The sequence below is a fragment of the Krasilnikoviella flava genome (assembly GCF_900167525.1).
Lineage (GTDB): Bacteria > Actinomycetota > Actinomycetes > Actinomycetales > Cellulomonadaceae > Isoptericola > Isoptericola flavus.
The window spans coordinates 607,352-623,639 of record NZ_FUZQ01000003.1; the positions used below are offsets into that span (position 1 = coordinate 607,352).

14 protein-coding genes are annotated in these 16,288 nt (G+C 74.4%); 9 read left to right on the forward strand and 5 right to left on the reverse strand.

All coding sequences use genetic code 11. From position 1 onward, the window contains the following. Positions 1-3: 3 nt before the first annotated feature. Together B5Y66_RS10705 and B5Y66_RS10710 are read right to left on the reverse strand one after the other, a co-directional pair. Positions 4-1,722: an ABC transporter substrate-binding protein gene (locus B5Y66_RS10705; RefSeq protein WP_245807048.1), complete on the reverse strand. Its 1,719-nt coding sequence runs from the start codon at positions 1,720-1,722 to the stop codon at positions 4-6. Between the two features lie 64 nt (positions 1,723-1,786). After that, positions 1,787-3,727: a glycoside hydrolase family 127 protein gene (locus tag B5Y66_RS10710; RefSeq protein ID WP_217700776.1), complete on the reverse strand. Its 1,941-nt coding sequence runs from the start codon at positions 3,725-3,727 to the stop codon at positions 1,787-1,789. Positions 3,728-4,029: 302 nt separating this feature from the next. On the opposite strand from B5Y66_RS10710, the gene B5Y66_RS10715 reads away from it, so the two are divergent. From B5Y66_RS10715 to B5Y66_RS10750, 8 genes are all read left to right on the forward strand, one after another. Then, the gene (locus B5Y66_RS10715; RefSeq protein WP_079574255.1) at positions 4,030-4,707 is read left to right on the forward strand and encodes a GntR family transcriptional regulator; all 678 of its coding nucleotides are present in this window, start codon (positions 4,030-4,032) and stop codon (positions 4,705-4,707) included. Positions 4,708-4,778: 71 nt separating this feature from the next. Then, positions 4,779-6,029: an NAD(P)/FAD-dependent oxidoreductase gene (locus B5Y66_RS10720; RefSeq protein WP_079574257.1), complete on the forward strand. Its 1,251-nt coding sequence runs from the start codon at positions 4,779-4,781 to the stop codon at positions 6,027-6,029. Continuing rightward, positions 6,026-6,325, forward strand: coding sequence for a (2Fe-2S)-binding protein (locus B5Y66_RS22715; RefSeq protein ID WP_079574259.1), 300 nt, complete (start codon positions 6,026-6,028; stop codon positions 6,323-6,325). The genes B5Y66_RS10720 and B5Y66_RS22715 overlap by 4 nt, the downstream gene beginning before the upstream one ends. Next, positions 6,322-7,770 carry an FAD/NAD(P)-dependent oxidoreductase gene (locus B5Y66_RS23140; RefSeq protein WP_079574261.1) on the forward strand — a complete coding sequence of 483 codons (1,449 nt, stop codon included), beginning with the start codon at positions 6,322-6,324 and terminating at the stop codon, positions 7,768-7,770. Before B5Y66_RS22715 ends, B5Y66_RS23140 begins: the two co-directional genes overlap by 4 nt. Positions 7,771-7,860: 90 nt before the next feature. Further along, on the forward strand, positions 7,861-8,778 hold the full coding sequence (locus B5Y66_RS10735) for a dihydrodipicolinate synthase family protein (protein WP_079574263.1): 918 nt from the start codon (positions 7,861-7,863) through the stop codon (positions 8,776-8,778). A 38-nt stretch (positions 8,779-8,816) separates the two neighbouring features. Next, on the forward strand, positions 8,817-9,818 hold the full coding sequence (locus B5Y66_RS10740; RefSeq protein ID WP_079574265.1) for a proline racemase family protein: 1,002 nt from the start codon (positions 8,817-8,819) through the stop codon (positions 9,816-9,818). Positions 9,819-9,828: 10 nt separating this feature from the next. After that, positions 9,829-11,328 carry an aldehyde dehydrogenase family protein gene (locus B5Y66_RS10745; protein ID WP_079574267.1) on the forward strand — a complete coding sequence of 500 codons (1,500 nt, stop codon included), beginning with the start codon at positions 9,829-9,831 and terminating at the stop codon, positions 11,326-11,328. A 44-nt stretch (positions 11,329-11,372) separates the two neighbouring features. Then, a complete protein-coding gene (locus B5Y66_RS10750; RefSeq protein ID WP_176168840.1) occupies positions 11,373-12,029 on the forward strand; it encodes a GOLPH3/VPS74 family protein in 657 nt (218 codons plus the stop codon). An 18-nt stretch (positions 12,030-12,047) separates the two neighbouring features. Here B5Y66_RS10750 and B5Y66_RS10755 read toward each other — a convergent pair whose 3' ends face one another. Continuing rightward, positions 12,048-12,389, reverse strand: a complete 342-nt coding sequence (locus tag B5Y66_RS10755; protein WP_079574272.1) for an ArsR/SmtB family transcription factor — start codon at positions 12,387-12,389, stop codon at positions 12,048-12,050. Positions 12,390-12,405: 16 nt separating this feature from the next. Here B5Y66_RS10755 and B5Y66_RS10760 point away from each other — a divergent pair, with 16 nt between their 5' ends. Further along, the gene (locus B5Y66_RS10760) at positions 12,406-12,882 is read left to right on the forward strand and encodes an SRPBCC domain-containing protein (protein WP_079574274.1); all 477 of its coding nucleotides are present in this window, start codon (positions 12,406-12,408) and stop codon (positions 12,880-12,882) included. Between the two features lie 93 nt (positions 12,883-12,975). On the opposite strand, the gene B5Y66_RS10765 is transcribed toward B5Y66_RS10760, so the two are convergent. Next, complete coding sequence (locus tag B5Y66_RS10765; RefSeq protein ID WP_079574276.1) at positions 12,976-13,491, reverse strand: FBP domain-containing protein; 516 nt, start codon at positions 13,489-13,491, stop codon at positions 12,976-12,978. Between the two features lie 386 nt (positions 13,492-13,877). Continuing rightward, positions 13,878-16,286 carry a 5-methyltetrahydropteroyltriglutamate--homocysteine S-methyltransferase gene (gene metE, locus B5Y66_RS10770; protein WP_079574278.1) on the reverse strand — a complete coding sequence of 803 codons (2,409 nt, stop codon included), beginning with the start codon at positions 16,284-16,286 and terminating at the stop codon, positions 13,878-13,880. Positions 16,287-16,288 lie beyond the last annotated feature (2 nt).

Sequence of the window (16,288 nt, forward strand, 5' to 3'; positions counted from 1 at the left end):
GGCTCAGCCCTTGCTCGGGTCCTTGAGCCCGACGCCGGTGTAGTCGAGGCCGCCGGTCGCGACGCCGGGGCTGGAGTACACCCCGGTGACGTTCTCGCCGGGCAGCAGCACGACCTTCTCGACCAGCAGCGGCACGATCGGCGCCTCCTCGAGCACCTGCTCGTCGAGGTTGCCCCACGCCTCGTTGGCGGCCGCCGGGTCGGTGACGGCGAGCGCGTCGTCGATGGCGGAGTTGATCGCCGGGTCGTCGATCTGGCCGAGGTTCGAGTTGCCCTTGTCGGTGATGCGGCGCCCGTCGAAGAGCGGCGGGATCACGGTGCTCGCCGACGAGGCCCAGTCCGGGCACCAGCCGGTGATCGCGGCGTCGTTCTGCAGCTTGGGCGTGCCGATCGTCTCGTAGAACTTCGAGGTGTCGATCGGGTTGAAGGTGACCTTGATGCCCACGCGGGCCAGCGACTGCTGCACGGCCTCGGCCTGCGCCTGCAGCTTCGGCTGGGTGCGCATGTCGAGCGTCATGTCGAAGCCGTCGGCGTAGCCGGCCTCGGCGAGCAGCTCCTTCGCCTTCTCGACGTCGCCGGTGTTCCCCTCGCTCGGGTAGAGGTCGAACTCCTTGTACCCGGCCACGGACTGCGGGATCGTCGTGCTGGCGATGTCGGCGAGCATGGTGCCGCCGGTGCCGTTCTGCACGGCGGCCTTGTCCACCGCGTACGAGATCGCCTGGCGCACCTTGACGTCGTTCAGCGGCTTCTTCGTGGTGTTGAGGCCCATGTAGGTGGTGCAGACGCCGGGCCAGTCGACCAGCCTGTCCTGGTACTTCGGGTCCTGCAGCCGGGCGAGCGTGGCGGGCTGCAGGTTGCCCGCGATGGCGTTGACGTCGGCGCCCTGCCCGGCGAGCAGGCGCTCGTCGATGGTGGCGGGGTCGAGGCCGAGCTGGAAGTGCCAGCCGTCCGGCTTGGCGGTGCGGACCTCGTCGGTGGCCGGGTCCCAGTTCTCGTTGCGGACCAGGTTGATGACGCTGCCGGGGGTGTACTCGTCGAGCGTGTACGGGCCGGACGCGACGATGTCGTTGAGGAACTCGTCGCCGGCGCCCGAGCCGACGGGGAACGGCGCGAAGTTCGGCTGGGACGCGACGGCGGGGAAGTCGGGGAACGGCGCCTTCAGGTGGAAGACGATCGTGGTGTCGTCGGGCGTTTCGATGGTGGGCAGGTCGCCCGAGACGTACGGGCCCTGGTAGTCCTTCGGCGCGTCGATGACCTGCTTGGCGTACGGGGAGCCGATGCCGATCTCCGGGTCCCAGGCGCGCGAGACGCCGAACTTGACCTCGGCCGACGTGATCGGGTCGCCGTTGTCGAACTTCAGCCCGTCCTTGAGCGTGAACGTCCAGGTGAGGCCGTCGTCCGACACGGTGCCCGTGTCCGTCGCGAGGTCCGGCACGATCTCGTTCGGGTCCTCGGCGCTGCCGGAGGCCGGCGTCGTGAGGGTGCGGTACACGAGCCGGTAGAAGTTGTTGACGCCGCCGTCCCAGCCCTTGGCGGGGTCGAGGTAGGAGTAGTCGGCGTTCTGCAGCACCTGCACGACGCCGCCCTCGGCGGGCTCGCCCTCGAGCCCCCCGGCGGTGCTCGCCGTCGAGCCGGAGCCGCCGTCGGCGCCGCCCGAGCACGCGCTGAGCGCGAGGGCGGCCGCGATGCCGAACGCTGCGGCGCGGAGGGCTGGTCTGGTCACTCGTCGGTTCATGAAAGGCCTCCCAGGGTGGGGATGGTGCGAGGAGTGGGGAGCGGTGGAGCGGTCAGGACAGCCGGAGGAAGACGCGCATGGCGCCGGCCTCGCGGTTGCCCCACAGCGCGTAGGGCACGAGGGCCACCGGCGCGCGGTGCGTGGCGGGCGCCGTGGCGCCCAGCGGGGGGTACGGGTCGTCGCCCGTCGGAGGCGCGACGGCGAGGTCGCCGCGCAGCACGCGCCACGGGTGGTCCTCGTCGACCACGAGCCGGGACACGTCGTCGCCCGAGAGCAGCAGGTCGTCCACCGGGGCGGGGGAGTCCTGCTGCTCGACGCAGTACACGAGCGGCCCGCGCAGGACGGCGGCCGTGCCGCGGACGGCGTCCAGGTGCGGGTGGGCGGTGACCGCGCGCACCGGCATGGGCAGGTCGAGCACGACCGTCTGCCCCGGCGTCCAGTCGCGGGTCAGCCGGAGCCAGCCGTCGTCCGGACGCTCGGCGACGGGCGCGCCGTCCACGGTCGCCGCGGCGCCGTCCGCCCAGGCGGGGACGCGCAGCGCGAGCGTGGCCGGGCCGTCTGCCGCGCGGCGCACGCGCACGGTGACGCGGCCGTCCCACGGGAGGTCGGTCGCCACGTCGACGTCGAGGGCGGGCGAGTCGATCGCGGCGCTCGCGTACAGGGCGAGCGTGAGGGAGCCGTCGTCGGCCACGGCGAGGTGGTCCTGCAGCTCGGACATCCACCGCACCACGTTGGGCGGGCAGCACGGGCAGCCGAACCAGGCGCGGCGCAGCAGCTCCCCGCCGGACTCGGCGCCGGAGCGCTGCTCGTGGTCGTGGCGGCGCTGCAACGGGTTGTCGTAGAAGAAGGCGGCGCCGTCCTGCGACAGCCCGACGGCGTACGCGTTGTGCAGCACCCGCTCGACGTGGTCGAGCACGTCGGCGCGCCCGGTGGCGAGGAAGAGCCGCCAGCCCCACTGGGCGGTGCCGATCGCGGCGCACGTCTCGGCGTAGGCGCGCTCGGCGGGGAGCTCGTACCGGTCGCCGAACGCCTCGTCGGAGTGCCGGGAGCCGATGCCGCCGGTGAGGTAGGACTTCCGGGCCACCATGTCGTCCCACAGGTGCTCGAGGCGGGCGAGGAGCACGTCGTCGCCCGTCTCGAGGGCGACGTCGGTGGCGCCGGCGGCCAGGTAGACCAAGCGCACGGCGTGGCCGGTGACCGAGTCCAGCTCGCGCAGGGGCACCGCGTCCTGGAAGTAGTCCGCGGGGAAGATCGAGTGCGCCAGGGTGCCCGAGCCGCGGCGCTCGACGAAGAGCCGTGCCTGCTCCAGGTAGCGGCGGTCGCCGGTCTCGCGGGCGAGCTCCACCAGGGCCATCTCCACCTCGGGATGGCCGCAGTAGGCGGCCTCGCCGTCGGGGCCGTACCGCTCGACCACGAGGTCGGCGAAGCGCGTCGCGACGTCGAGCAGCCGCCGGTCGCCGAGCTGGCGGGATGCGGCGACGGCTGCCTGCGCCAGGTGGCCGAGGTTGTACATCTCGTGTCCCCACGAGAGGTCCTGCCACGGCTCCTTGGGGCTCTGCGGCGACTGGTAGAAGGTGCCGAGGTAGCCGTCGGCGCGCTGGGCCCGCTCGATCAGGGCCACCGACTCCTCGTAGAAGTCGCGGGCCACGGCCAGCGCCGTGGCCTCGTCCTCGTCGGCCGCCCCGCGGGCGAGCTCGTACGCGATGCCCTCGAGCGTCTTGTAGACGTCGGTGTCGAGGAAGGGGTAGCGCCCGCGGTAGTCGCCGACAGACGGGTCGTGGAGCCGCCGGAAGTTGTCGAGGTTGCCGGCCTGCCGCACCTCGCGCACCACGTGCGGCACGGTGACGACGCGGTTGCGCCGCTGCCAGTCGTGCAGCAGCCCGGCGGTGAGCCGCACACGGTCCGTGCCGAGCGGGGAGCCGACGCGCCCGGTCGCCGCGGCGACGGCGGGGGCGCGGGTCGGTGGGGGAGTCAGGTGCGGGGCGATGGCCACGGAATCTCCTCGGTGGTATATCACATTGCATACATGCGCCTGCGTCGTCCATGGGCGAGCCGGCGTGACGTCGTCGTCCGTCCTGTGCTGCCGCGCCCGCCTCGTCGCGTCCGGCAGGTCGACCGCGCTCCGTCAGATGCCTGGAACCGCGCTGTTCCTGCAGGTGGGCCAGGGTGCCGGGTCGCGGTTCCTGTGCCCTCGGCGGGCGGGTCGTCTTGACCTGCCTGCCGATGTGGGCGGTAACATATCATGCACTACTGTGATGTCCACCACCCCTTGGATCAGCTCGTGAGGAAGTGCTCATGTCGGAAGCCGTCGCGTCCTTTCGCCGCATCGAGGCGCCGGTGAGCCTGCGCGAGAGCGTGTCGCGCGCCCTCACGGCGGCGATCGTCTCGGGCGACCTCGCCCCGGGCACGCTGGTGTCGGTGCCGTCGCTCACCGCGCGCTTCGCCGTGTCGGCGACGCCGGTGCGCGAGGCGATGCTGGACCTCGAGAAGCGCGGGTTCGTCACCGCGGTCCGCAACAAGGGCTTCCGGGTCACCGAGGTGTCCCCGGAGATGCTGAGCCACATCGCCGAGGTGCGGCAGCTGCTCGAGCCGCCCGCGATGGAGAAGCTGGCCGGCCGCTTCCCGCAGGGCGCGCTGCCGGCGCTCCGGGAGCAGGCAGACGCCATCGTCACGGGTGCGCGCTCGGGCGACCTGGTGACGTACCTCGAGGCGGACCGCGACTTCCATCTGAGGCTCACGACGCTGGCGGGCAACCCCCTGCTGGTGGACGTGGTGGCCGACCTGCGCAGCCGCGCACGGCTGCTCGGCCTGTCGCAGATGGTCGCCACCGATCGTCTGGAGCACTCGGCGGCGGAGCACCACGAGCTGCTCGACCTCCTCGCCGCCGGCGACGCCGCCGGCGCGCGGGACCTCATGCACCGCCACATCGGCCACACCACCGGCTGGTGGGCCGGGCGGGCCGAGGAGGGCTGACCCGGTCGGCCCGGCAGCGTGGCCGAACCTCCGCGATATCTGGTATGTGACATATTATCGAAGGGAGCCGCATGACCGTCGACGTCGTGGTCGTGGGAGCGGGCATCGTGGGTGCCGCGTGCGCCCGTGCGCTGGCCCGGCGCGGGCTCGCGGTGACCGTGCTCGACCGCCGGGGAGCCGCCTCGGGCACCACCGCCCACGGTGAGGGCAACCTCCTCGTCTCCGACAAGGAACCGGGCCCCGAGCTCGTGCTCGCGCAGCACGCGGCGCGGCGCTGGCCCTCCCTCGTCGCGGAGCTCGAGGACGAGCTGGGCAGCGACCGCCACGGGTTCCCGCCTCTCGAGTACGACCCCAAGGGCGGCCTCGTCGCCGCGACCACGGCCGCGGGCGCGCAGCCGCTGCGGGACTTCGCGGCCCGGCAGCGGGGCGCCGGGGTGGACGCGCGGGAGATCGACGTCGCGCACGCTCTCGAGCTCGAGCCCGCGCTCAACCCCGCGCTCACGGCCGCCGTCTGGTACCCGGAGGACGCGCAGGTGCAGCCGGTCGCCGCGGCCGAGGCGCTGCTCGCGTCCGCCCGGCGCGCCGGCGCCACGGTGCGCCCGGGCGTGGAGGTCGTGGGCGCCCTGCGCGACGGCGAGCGGCTCGTCGGGGTGCGGACCTCCGACGGCGACATCCCGGCGGCGGCCGTCGTGCTCGCCGCAGGGCCGTGGTCCGGCGTCGTCGCCGCGCGGCTCGGCGTGGGCCTGCCCGTGCGACCGCGGCGGGGGATGGTGCTGGTGACCACGCGGATGCCGCACGTCGTGCGGCACAAGGTGTACGACGGCGACTACGTGGGCGCCACCCAGTCCGGCGACGCGGCGCTGCAGACCTCGAGCGTGGTCGAGTCGACCGCCGCCGGCACGGTCCTCATCGGCTCCAGCCGCGAGCAGGTGGGCTTCGACGACCGGCTGCGCGTCGCCGTGCTGCGGGAGATGGCCGCCCGCGCGGTCCGCCTGTTCCCGTTCCTCGCCGACGCGAGCGTCATGCGCACCTACCTGGGCTTCCGCCCCTACGTGCCCGACCACCTGCCGATCGTCGGCCCCGACCCGCGGACCCCCGGGCTGTGGGTCGCGACCGGCCACGAGGGCGCGGGCATCGGGCTGGGGCCCGTCAGCGGCGAGCTGCTCGCCGACCTGTTCACCGGCGCGGAGCCCGCGACCGATCCCGCGCCGTTCCGCGTCGACCGGCCGGCGGTGCTCGACGCCGCGCTCGACGAGCCGCACCCGTCCGAGTCCACGCCGTCCGAGAACACGCCGTCCGAGAACACCGGGGAGGCCTCATGAGCGCGACGTCGCAGGGCGCCGGACCGCGCCCGCTGACGATCACCCTGGACGGTCGGCCGTTCGCCGGCACCGAGGGTCAGACGATCGCGGGGATGCTGCTGGCCGCGCGGCGCCGGTCGTGGCGCACCACCAGCGTGGAGTCCGCGCCGCGGGGCGTGTTCTGCGGGATCGGGGTGTGCTTCGACTGCCTCGTCACCGTCAACGGCTCCCGGGACGTGCGGGCCTGCCTGCGGCGCGCGGCCGACGGGGACGTCGTCGAGACGCAGCACGACCCGCTGCCGGGGGTGACCTCGTGAGCCGCCGCACGGTGGTCGTGGTCGGAGCCGGGCCTGCCGGGCTGTCCGCGGCGCGCGCCGCGGCCCGCGCCGGCGCCGACGTGACCCTGCTCGACGCGTCGGACCAGGTGGGCGGGCAGTTCTGGCGGCACCGGGCGCTCCCGGGCGGCGGCACCGCGCCCGACGAGCCCACGTTCCATCACGGCTGGGGCACGTTCACGGCCCTGCGTGACGTCGTGGCCACGCACCCCCGCGTCACGCTGCTGACGTCGGCCCAGGTGTGGGCGCTCGAGCGGCTCGACGCCGGCGTGCGGCTGCGCGTGCTGGTCGGGCCGGCGGACGGCGCCGGCCGCGAGCACCTCACGCTGACCCCCGACGCGCTCGTGCTCGCCACGGGGGCGCACGACCGCACCCTGCCGTTCCCCGGCTGGCAGCTGCCCGGCGTCACCACGGCCGGCGCGGCCCAGGCCCTCGCCAAGGCCGAGCGCGTCGCCGTGGGGGACCGTGTCGTCGTCGCGGGGGCGGGCCCCTTCCTGCTGCCCGTCGCCTCGTCGCTGCTGCGCACCGGCGCGCGCGTGCTGTCGGTGCACGAGGCGGCGACGCCGGCGTCGATGGCCCGCGGCTGGGGCGCCCGGCCGGCCGGGCTGCTGGGCGCCGCGCACAAGGCGGGAGAGCTCGGCGGGTACGTCGGGACGCTCGCCCGCCACCGGGTGGCCTACCGTCTCGGCGAGGCGGTCGTCGCCGCCCGCGGGGACGGCCGGGTCGAGGAGGTGACGGTCGCCCGCGTGGACGCGCGGTGGTCGCCCGTGCCCGGCACCGAACGGACCGTCGCGGCCGACGCCGTGTGCGTCTCGCACGGCTTCACGCCGCGCCTCGAGCTCGCGGTCGCCGCCGCGTGCGCGATCTCGCCGGACCGCTTCGTCGTCGTGGACGACGAGCAGCGCACCAGCGCGGCCGGCGTGTGGGCCGCGGGCGAGCTCACCGGCATCGGCGGGGCGGAGGCCGCGCTGGCCGAGGGCTGGGTGGCCGGGCACCACGCGGCGTCCGGGGCGCCCGACGATGCCGGCCTCGCCCGCGCGGCGCGGCGCCGCGCGCGGTCCGCCGACTTCGCGCGCCGGCTCGATGCCGCCCACGGCATCCGCGGCGGATGGACCTCCTGGCTGCGCGACGACACCCTCGTCTGCCGCTGCGAGGAGGTCGACGCCGGCACGCTGCGCGCCGCGGCGTGCGCCACCGGCTCGGCCGACCTGCGCTCCGTGCGCCTCACCAGCCGCGCCGGGCTCGGCCCCTGCCAGGCGAGGATCTGCGGCCGCACGGTCGCGGAGCTCGTCGGGGCCACCGAGCCCGCGCCCGGTGGGGACACGGGTTCGGCGCCCGCCGTGCCCGACCGGCGGCCGCTCGTCGTGCCCGTCCGTCTCGGCGACCTCGCCACCCTGCCCGACGTGCCGGCGGCCGACGCCCCCTGACCTGACACCGACCCTCATCCCGACCCTCATCCCGACATCGACCCCTCGCGTCCCGAGTCCGGAGGCGCGTGAACCGAGAGGACACATCGCATGAGCTCCCAGAAGATCGACCTGGGCGGCGTCGTCGTCGCGACGACGCTGCCGTTCACGCCCGACCCCGCGGCGCCCGCCGGGCTCGCCGTCGACTACGCCGGCTACGCCGCCCACGTGGACCACCTGATGAACGCCGGCTGCCGCGGCGTCGGGCCCAACGGCTCCCTGGGCGAGTACTCGTCCCTGACGGACGAGGAGCGCCGCAAGGTCGTGCAGACCGCCGTCGAGACCGTCGCGGGCCGCGGCATCGTCATCGCCGGCGTGCACGGCGTGGGCTGGCACCAGGCCAAGCACTGGGCCGAGCTCGCGGCGGAGGACGGCGCCGACGCCGTCCTGCTGCTGCCGCCCACCATCTACCGCGCCAACCGCCGCGAGATCGTCGAGCACTACAGCCGCGTCAACGAGGTGGGCCTGCCGATCATGGTCTACAACAACCCGTTCGACACGAAGGTCGACCTGACGCCCGACGTCGTCGCCGAGCTCGCGCAGCTCGAGAACGTCGTGGCCATCAAGGAGTTCTCCGGCGACGTGCGCCGGATCTCCGAGCTGCGCGAGGTGGCGGACATCGACGTCATCGCGGGAGCCGACGACCTGCTCTTCGAGTCGCTGGTCATGGGCGCGACCGGCTGGTTCGCCGGGTACCCGAACGCCATCCCCGAGGTGGCCGTCGAGCTCTACGAGCTGGTGCGGGCCGGCAAGATCACCGAGGCGCGGGACCTGTACGAGAACGTGGTGGCCATGTTCCGCTGGGACTCGCGCACCGAGTTCGTGCAGGCCATCAAGCTGTCCACGCAGATCGCGGGGCGCCCGTTCGCCGTCGAGACCCGCCCGCCGCGCGGCCCGTTGTCCGCCGAGCAGGAGGCCACCGTGCGGCGGGACACCGAGAAGGCCCTCGCGTACATCGCCAACCGCTGATCCTGTACACCGTCGCCGAGCCCACCCAGGAGACCACCATGCGCTCGTCCCGGACGTTCACCGCCGTCGACTCGCACACCGAGGGCATGCCCACCCGCGTCGTCACGTCCGGGCTGGGGGTCATCCCCGGCGCGACGATGAACGACAAGCGGCTGCACTTCATCGAGCACCTCGACGACGTGCGGAAGCTGCTCGTGAACGAGCCGCGCGGGCACGCCGCGATGAGCGGCGCCATCCTGCAGCCCTCGACCCGCGACGACTGCGACTGGGGCGTCGTGTACATCGAGGTCTCCGGCTGCCTGCCGATGTGCGGGCACGGCACCATCGGCGTCGCGACGGTGCTCGTCGAGACGGGCATGGTGACGGTGACCGAGCCGACGACCACCATCCGGCTGGACACCCCGGCCGGGGTGGTCGTCGCCCGGGTGGAGGTGCGCGACGGGCACGCCGAGTCGGTGACGATCGAGAACGTGCCGAGCTTCGTCGTGCGGCTCGACGACGAGGTGGACGTGCCCGGGCTCGGCACCGTGCCCTACTCGCTGGCGTTCGGCGGCAACTTCTACGCGATGGTCGACCTCGACGCCGTGCAGCTGCCGTTCGACCGCGCCCGGCAGCAGGACATCCTGACCGCGGGGCTCGCGATCATGGACGCGATCAACGCCACCGCGCCGCCGTCGCACCCCACGATCGCGGGCGTGGACCACTGCCACCACGTCGAGTTCATCGCGCCGGGTTCGACGGCGGAGCACTCCCGGCACGCGATGGCGATCCACCCGGGGTGGTTCGACCGGTCGCCCTGCGGCACCGGCACGTCCGCGCGCATGGCGGAGCTCTGGCAGCGGGGCGAGCTGGCCCTGGGTGCCGACTTCGTCAACGAGTCCTTCATCGGCTCGCGGTTCGTGGGGCGGCTCGTCGGGGAGACCGAGGTCGCGGGGATCCCGGCCGTCCTGCCCACCGTCACCGGCCGCGCCTGGGTCACCGGGCTCGGCACCTACCTGCTCGACCCGAGCGACCCGTTCCCGACCGGCTTCCAGTTCTGAGGTGCACACGATGACGACCCCGACAGACTCCCCGACGACGACCGCCCCCGCGCAGCCGGAGGACGCGGCCCGCGCCGCTGCCGCGGCCGCACCCGTGCTCGCGGACCTCTCGCCGTCGACGCGGGCCGACGCGCTGCGTGCCGTCGCCGACTCGCTCGGTGCGCACGATGACGAGCTGGTCGGCCTCGCCGCCGGCGAGACCAGGCTGGCCGAGGCGCGGCTGCGCGGCGAGCTGAAGCGCACGCGGGTGCAGCTGCGGCTGTTCGCCCGCGTCGTGGAGTCCGGCGCGTACCTCGACGTGCGCCTGGACGCCGCCGACCCGGACTTCGTGCTCGGCCCGCGTCCCGACCTGCGCCGCACGCTGTGGCCGGTCGGCCCGGTGCTGGTCTTCGCGGCGAGCAACTTCCCGTTCGCGTTCTCCGTCCCGGGCGGCGACACGGCTGCTGCGCTCGCCGCCGGGTGCCCCGTGATCGTCAAGGCGCACCCCGGGCACCCGGCGCTGTCGCGGCGCGTCGCCGACCTCATGGTCGAGGCCCTCGCCGGCGCCGGCCTGCCCGCCGGCACGTTCGCCCTGGTCGAGGGCGACGACGCCGGCCGCGCGCTGCTGGCGCACCCCGCCGTCCGGGCGGCGGCGTTCACCGGCTCGACGCGCGTGGGCAGGCTGCTCGCCGACGCCGCTGCCGCCCGGCCGGATCCGATCCCGTTCTTCGGCGAGCTCGGGTCCCTCAACCCCGTGCTCGTGACCCCCGACGCGTTCGCCGAGCGGGGTGCGGAGATCGCCCGTGCCTGGGTGGGGTCGGTGAGCGGCTCGGCTGGGCAGCTCTGCACCAAGCCGGGCTTCCTGCTGGTGCCCGAGGGGCACGGCCTCGGGCCCGTCGTGGCCGACGCCGCCGCCGCCGTGCCCGAGCACGCGCTGCTCAACGCGCGCGTCGGCGTGGGCTACGTCGCGGGCCGGTCCGTCGTCCTCGGCACCCCCGGCGTCGCCGTGCTCGCCGCGGGTTCCGCAGAGACGGAGGATGACGGCGTCGTCCACGCGACGCCGACGCTCGTCGAGACGGACCTCGCCACGCTCCGCGCCCACCGCGACACCGTCCTGGAGGAGGTGTTCGGCCCGTTCGCCGTGCTCGTCACCTACCCGGAGGACACCGACCTCGGTGCCGTCGTCGCCGAGCTCTTCCCGGGCGAGCTCACCGCCACCGTGCACCGCGGGGCGGGCGAGGGGGCGCAGCTCGCGGGCCTGCTCGCCACGCTGGGGCGGCACGCCGGGCGGGTGCTCGTCGACGGCTGGCCCACCGGCGTCGCCGTCACCCCGGCGATGCAGCACGGCGGCCCGTGGCCGGCCACGACCAGTGACGCGACGTCGGTCGGCACCGCGGCGATCGGCCGGTTCCTGCGCGGCACCACGTACCAGGACGCCCCGCAGGACGCGTTGCCGGCGCCGTTGCAGGACGGTAACCCGTGGGGGGTGCCGCAGGCGCGGTCGGGTGTGGGAGAGTCTGCGCACTGGTAGGCAGCGAGGCCACGACCAGGCGCTTCACGGGGAGGACCGACCACGTGCTCATTGCCGAAGAGCTGCTGCTCCTGGCCCACGACGACCTGCGCACGGCGCCGTCCCTGTTCGACGACGCGCCATACCGGCTCGCCGGCGCGCTGCTCGTCGAGCTGGTGATCGCGGGCCGCGTCGCGCCGGCCCCCGGGGGCGACGGGCCGGTCGTGGTCCTGGACGGTGCGCCGACGGGGCGGGACGAGCTCGACCGCGTCCTGGACCTCGCCGCCGCGACGCCCCGGCACGCCGCCGAGCTCGTCGACCTCCTGGCGCGTCACGTGGAGCGCCCGCTGCTGGACGGGCTCGTCGACCGCGGGCTGCTGAGGCGGGAGGACCGTGCCGTCTGGGGCCTGCTCCGCAGCACGCGATGGCGCACGGTGGACGGGCCGGCGGTCGCCGCGCTGCGGCGCCGCGTCCACGGCGTGCTGCTCGACGGCGCCGCGCCCGGGGACCGGACCGCCGCGCTGCTCACCCTCGCCGAGGGGTCCGGCTGGCTCCGGCCGCGGGTCCCGCGCGAGCGCCGCCGGGAGGCGGACGCACGGATGCACGAGCTTGCGGCGACGTGGTGGCGCGGCAGCCCGGTCCGCGAGGCGGCGGGAGCTGTCGGTGCGGCGGTCGCCGCAGTCGTCAGCACGGTGACGCTGGTGCTTCCCACGGCCACCTGACGGAGGGCAGGGCGTCGGTCAGGCGCCGTCGAGCCGGTCGAGCAGCTCGACGGCGGCGCGGGCGTAGTCGCCGATCCACCGGTCGTGGAGGCGTTTGATCGGCAGCGGGGCGAGCGCGAGGTGGCGCTCCCGCCCGACCTTGCGCCCGGCGACGAGTTCGGCCCGCTCGAGCACGCGCAGGTGCTGCAGCACGGTGGTGCGGTCGAGCCCGGGGAACAGCGCGCAGAGCTCGCCGGTGGTGCGGGGGGACTCCTTGAGCGCGTCGAGCATGCGACGACGCACGGGCGCGGCCAGGGCCTTGAACACGAGATCGTCGTCCGACTCCGCGTCGTCCGGTTCCCTGGTCGTCTTCTCGTTCATGTGATAAAACTACAACATGAACGAGAAGCAGGCACTTTCCGAGCTCACCTTCACGGTCTCGGGCCGCGTCTCGCGCCCGAGCCGAGACGTCTACGAGGCCATCGCGGACCCCGACCAGCTTTCCCGCTACTTCACCACCGGCGGCGCCCGCGGGCGTCTCGAGCCCGGGGCCGACGTGTCCTGGGACTTCGCCGACTTCCCCGGCCGCTTCCCCGTCACCGTCGTCGAGGCCACCCCGCCCCGCCGCATCGTCGTCCGGTGGGAGGGCACCGACACCGCCGACGGCTCGGCCGAGACCACGACGACGTTCGAGCTCGAGCCGCTCGACGACGACACCCGCACGCTCGTCACCATCACCGAGTCCTCCTGGGCCCTCACGCCGGGCGGCGCGAAGAACGCGTTCGGCAACTGCGAGGGCTGGACCGGCATGCTCACCGCGCTCAAGGCGTGGGTCGAGCACGGCATCAACCTGCGCGAGGGCTTCTACCGGTAGGCCCGAGACGCCGAACAGGCGGTCGGCACCGTGATCGCGGGCAGATGTCCCGGATCACGGTGTCGACCGCCTGTTAGGCAGGGGCCAGGCGTCTCAGACCGTGCTGCGCACCTCGTTGAGGAACTTGCGGGTGTGCTCGCGCAGGGCTGTGACGCGCCGCTCCACGATCGCCTCGCGGACGCCGTCGTCGTCGCGCCCCGCCTCGGCGAGGGTGGGCCGGCGCCGCACGTTGCGCGAGCAGCGGAAGTCGTTGCAGATCAACGTGCCGATGGTGTCGCCCTTGCGCCCGGCGGCACCGCCGCGCCGCGCGACGTAGAGCTGCACGTCGCGCGTCTCGACGACGTCCTCGCACCATGCGCACATGGCGGCGCGGCGCGGGCCGGTGCGCTCGGAGGCACGCAGCAGGACGCCGACGGGCTCGGCGTCGGGAGCGTCGTCGAGCGGCATGACGACGTACGCGGACAGGGGCTGCTTGCGGTCGCGCCAGCCCAGGTAGTCGAGGCGGTCCCAGGCGAGCTCGGCGAGGTCGGGGACGATCATGCGCTGCCGCTCGCTGCGGGTGGCGTTGACGAGGGAGGCGCGGAGCTGCTGCTCGGTGAGCGGGTTCATGAGAGATCGGCTTTCGGGGTGAGCGGGGGTGGGCAGGGTGAAACCCCGCACCGCCCACCTGCCGAACCGAACTGCTCAGCGGGAGGCGGTGCCGGGGCAGGCGGGACTGCCCGAGCAGGCCTGATGGCCCACCCCGCTCCCTGCGACGCCGCGCATCGCTCGCTCCTCGCTCGAGAAAAAGTCTGGTCCGTTCGCGCCTCCGGGGGCACGACCGGCCCTTCCATGGTGGCACGGGACCGTCGCCCGGGTCGACGTCTATTCCGTCACGCCCCCACGACCGGGCCCCATGACCGGGCCCCATGACCGGGCCCCGCGACCGGGCGGAGAGCATGCAGCTGCGCGCGTTCTGAGCCGCCAGAATGCGCGCAGCTGCATGGTCGGCCGGGTCAGAGGGTGGCGCGGGCCTCGCGGGCGGCGGCGACCAGGTGGGCGAGCGCCGGCTCGACCTCCGCGTACCGGCGGGTCTTGAGCCCGCAGTCCGGGTTGACCCACACCAGCGCCGGGTCGATGGACTTCACCGCGAGCTGCAGCAGCTCGGTGACCTCGTCCGCCGACGGCACGCGCGGCGAGTGGATGTCGTACACGCCCGGCCCGATGCCGCGGGAGTACCCGGCGTCGGCCAGCTCGGGCACGATCTCCATGCGCGAGCGGGCCGCCTCCACGGAGGTGACGTCCGCGTCCAGGCCGTCGATGGCGCCGATGACCTCGCCGAACTCGGAGTAGCACAGGTGCGTGTGGACCTGGGTGGCGGGCTCGACGCCGGACGTCGCGAGCCGGAACGACCCGACCGACCAGTCGAGGTAGGCGGGCTGGTCAGCGCGGCGCAGGGGCAGCAGCTCGCGCAGCGCGGGCTCGTCCACCTGCACGATGCCGATGCCCGCGGCCTCCAGGTCGGCGATCTCGTCGCGCAGCGCGAGGCCCACCTGGTTCGCGGTGTCGCCGAGCGGCTGGTCGTCGCGCACGAACGACCACGCGAGGATCGTCACCGGGCCCGTGAGCATGCCCTTGACCGGCTTCTCGGTGAGCGATGCCGTGTACGCGGACCACTCGACCGTGATCGGCGCCGGGCGCTGCACGTCGCCCCACAGGATCGGCGGACGCACGCAGCGCGAGCCGTACGACTGCACCCAGCCGTTCGCCGTCACCGCGAAGCCGTCGAGGTGCTCGGCGAAGTACTGCACCATGTCGTTGCGCTCGGGCTCACCGTGCACCAGCACGTCGAGTCCCAGCTCCTCCTGCAGCGTCACGACGCGCCCGATCTCCGCGCGCATCGCGGCGGAGTAGTCGGCGTCCGGGAGCTCCCCCTTGGTCCACGCGGCGCGCGCCTTGCGGATCTCCGGGGTCTGCGGGAACGACCCGATCGTCGTCGTCGGCAGGGCCGGCAGGTTCAGCCGCGCGGCCTGCGCGGACGCCCGCTCCGCGTACGGGCCGCGGGCGAAGTCGGCAGCGGTCAGCGCCGCGGCCCGGTCGCGCACCGCGGGCACGACGACGCCGGCCGCGGTCGCGCGGGAGGCCACGGCCGCCGACGACGCCGCGAGCGCGTCCGCAACGGCGTCACGGCCCTCGGCGAGCCCGCGGGCCAGGGTCGCGACCTCGCCCACCTTCTGGTCGGCGAACGCCAGCCAGTCGCGCAGGCGCGGGTCGAGCGTGGTCCCCGCACCCGCTGAGGGCTCCGCGAAGACCTCGTCCTCGACGTCGTGCGGCACGTGCAGCAGCGACGTCGACGTGCCGACGGCGAGGGCACCGGCGCCGAGGGGACGCAGCGACCCGACGACGTCGAGCCTCGCGGCCAGGTCGGCCCGCCACACGTTGTGCCCGTCGATCACGCCGGCGACCAGGGTCTTGCCCTCGAGGCCCGGCACCGGGCCGGCGGGCACGGCGCCCTTGACGAGGTCGATCGCGATCGCGTCGACGTCGGAGGCGGCGAGGAGCGCGAGCGCGTCGTCGTGGAGGCCCCCGAACGGCGCGGTCACGAGGATCGCGGGCCGCTCGTCGTCGGTGTCGTCGGTGTCGTCGGTGTCGTCGGTGCCCGTCGCGAGGTCGGTCGCGAGCGCCCGGTACGCGGACCGGACGGCGTCGTGCAGGCGCTCGGCGGGCACGTCGAGGGAGTCGGTGACGAGCGCGGGCTCGTCGAGCTGCACCCACGGCACGCCGACCGCGGCCAGCGCGCGCAGCAGGTCGGCGTAGGCGGCGACGACGTCGTCGAGCCGGTCGAGCGGGTGGAACCCGTCGCCCGCCTCGTCGGCCGCCTTCGACAACGCAAGGAACGTCACCGGGCCCACGAGCACCGGGCGGGTCGTGACGCCGGCCTCCTTGGCCTCGGCGTACTCGCGCACGACGCGGTGGTCGGCGAACGAGACGGGCGTCGTCTCGCTGATCTCGGGGACCAGGTAGTGGTAGTTGGTGTCGAACCACTTGGTCATCTCGAGCGGGGCGTCCTCGCCGCGGCCGCGGGCCACGGTGAAGTAGCCGTCGAGCTCCAGCGAGCCGTCCTCCTCGTCGAGCAGGTCGCGGAACCGCTCGGGGACGGCGCCCAGCAGCGCGACGACGTCGAGCACCTGGTCGTAGTAGGAGAACGCGCCCGGGACGGAGCCGTCGTCGGGGTTCAGGCCGAGGTCGACGAGGCGACGCGCGGTCTCGCGGCGCAGCGTGCCGGCCGTGACCTCCAGGTCGACGGCGTCGGTGCGCCCGGCCCAGAAGGACTCGACGGCCTTCTTGAGCTCGCGGCGGCGCCCGATGCGCGGATAGCCGAGGATCGTGCCGCCCGGAAAGGCGGGGGTGGGGGTGGTGGACATGA

Coding starts and splice junctions, on each gene's coding strand:
- B5Y66_RS10735 (WP_079574263.1), top strand. CDS start 7,861: ATGAGCTCCCAGAAGATCGACCTGGGCGGCGTCGTCGTCGCGACGACG.
- metE (WP_079574278.1), bottom strand. CDS start 16,286: ATGTCCACCACCCCCACCCCCGCCTTTCCGGGCGGCACGATCCTCGGC.
- B5Y66_RS10745 (WP_079574267.1), top strand. CDS start 9,829: ATGACGACCCCGACAGACTCCCCGACGACGACCGCCCCCGCGCAGCCG.
- B5Y66_RS10755 (WP_079574272.1), bottom strand. CDS start 12,389: ATGAACGAGAAGACGACCAGGGAACCGGACGACGCGGAGTCGGACGAC.
- B5Y66_RS10720 (WP_079574257.1), top strand. CDS start 4,779: ATGACCGTCGACGTCGTGGTCGTGGGAGCGGGCATCGTGGGTGCCGCG.
- B5Y66_RS10740 (WP_079574265.1), top strand. CDS start 8,817: ATGCGCTCGTCCCGGACGTTCACCGCCGTCGACTCGCACACCGAGGGC.
- B5Y66_RS10715 (WP_079574255.1), top strand. CDS start 4,030: ATGTCGGAAGCCGTCGCGTCCTTTCGCCGCATCGAGGCGCCGGTGAGC.
- B5Y66_RS22715 (WP_079574259.1), top strand. CDS start 6,026: ATGAGCGCGACGTCGCAGGGCGCCGGACCGCGCCCGCTGACGATCACC.
- B5Y66_RS10760 (WP_079574274.1), top strand. CDS start 12,406: ATGAACGAGAAGCAGGCACTTTCCGAGCTCACCTTCACGGTCTCGGGC.
- B5Y66_RS10765 (WP_079574276.1), bottom strand. CDS start 13,491: ATGAACCCGCTCACCGAGCAGCAGCTCCGCGCCTCCCTCGTCAACGCC.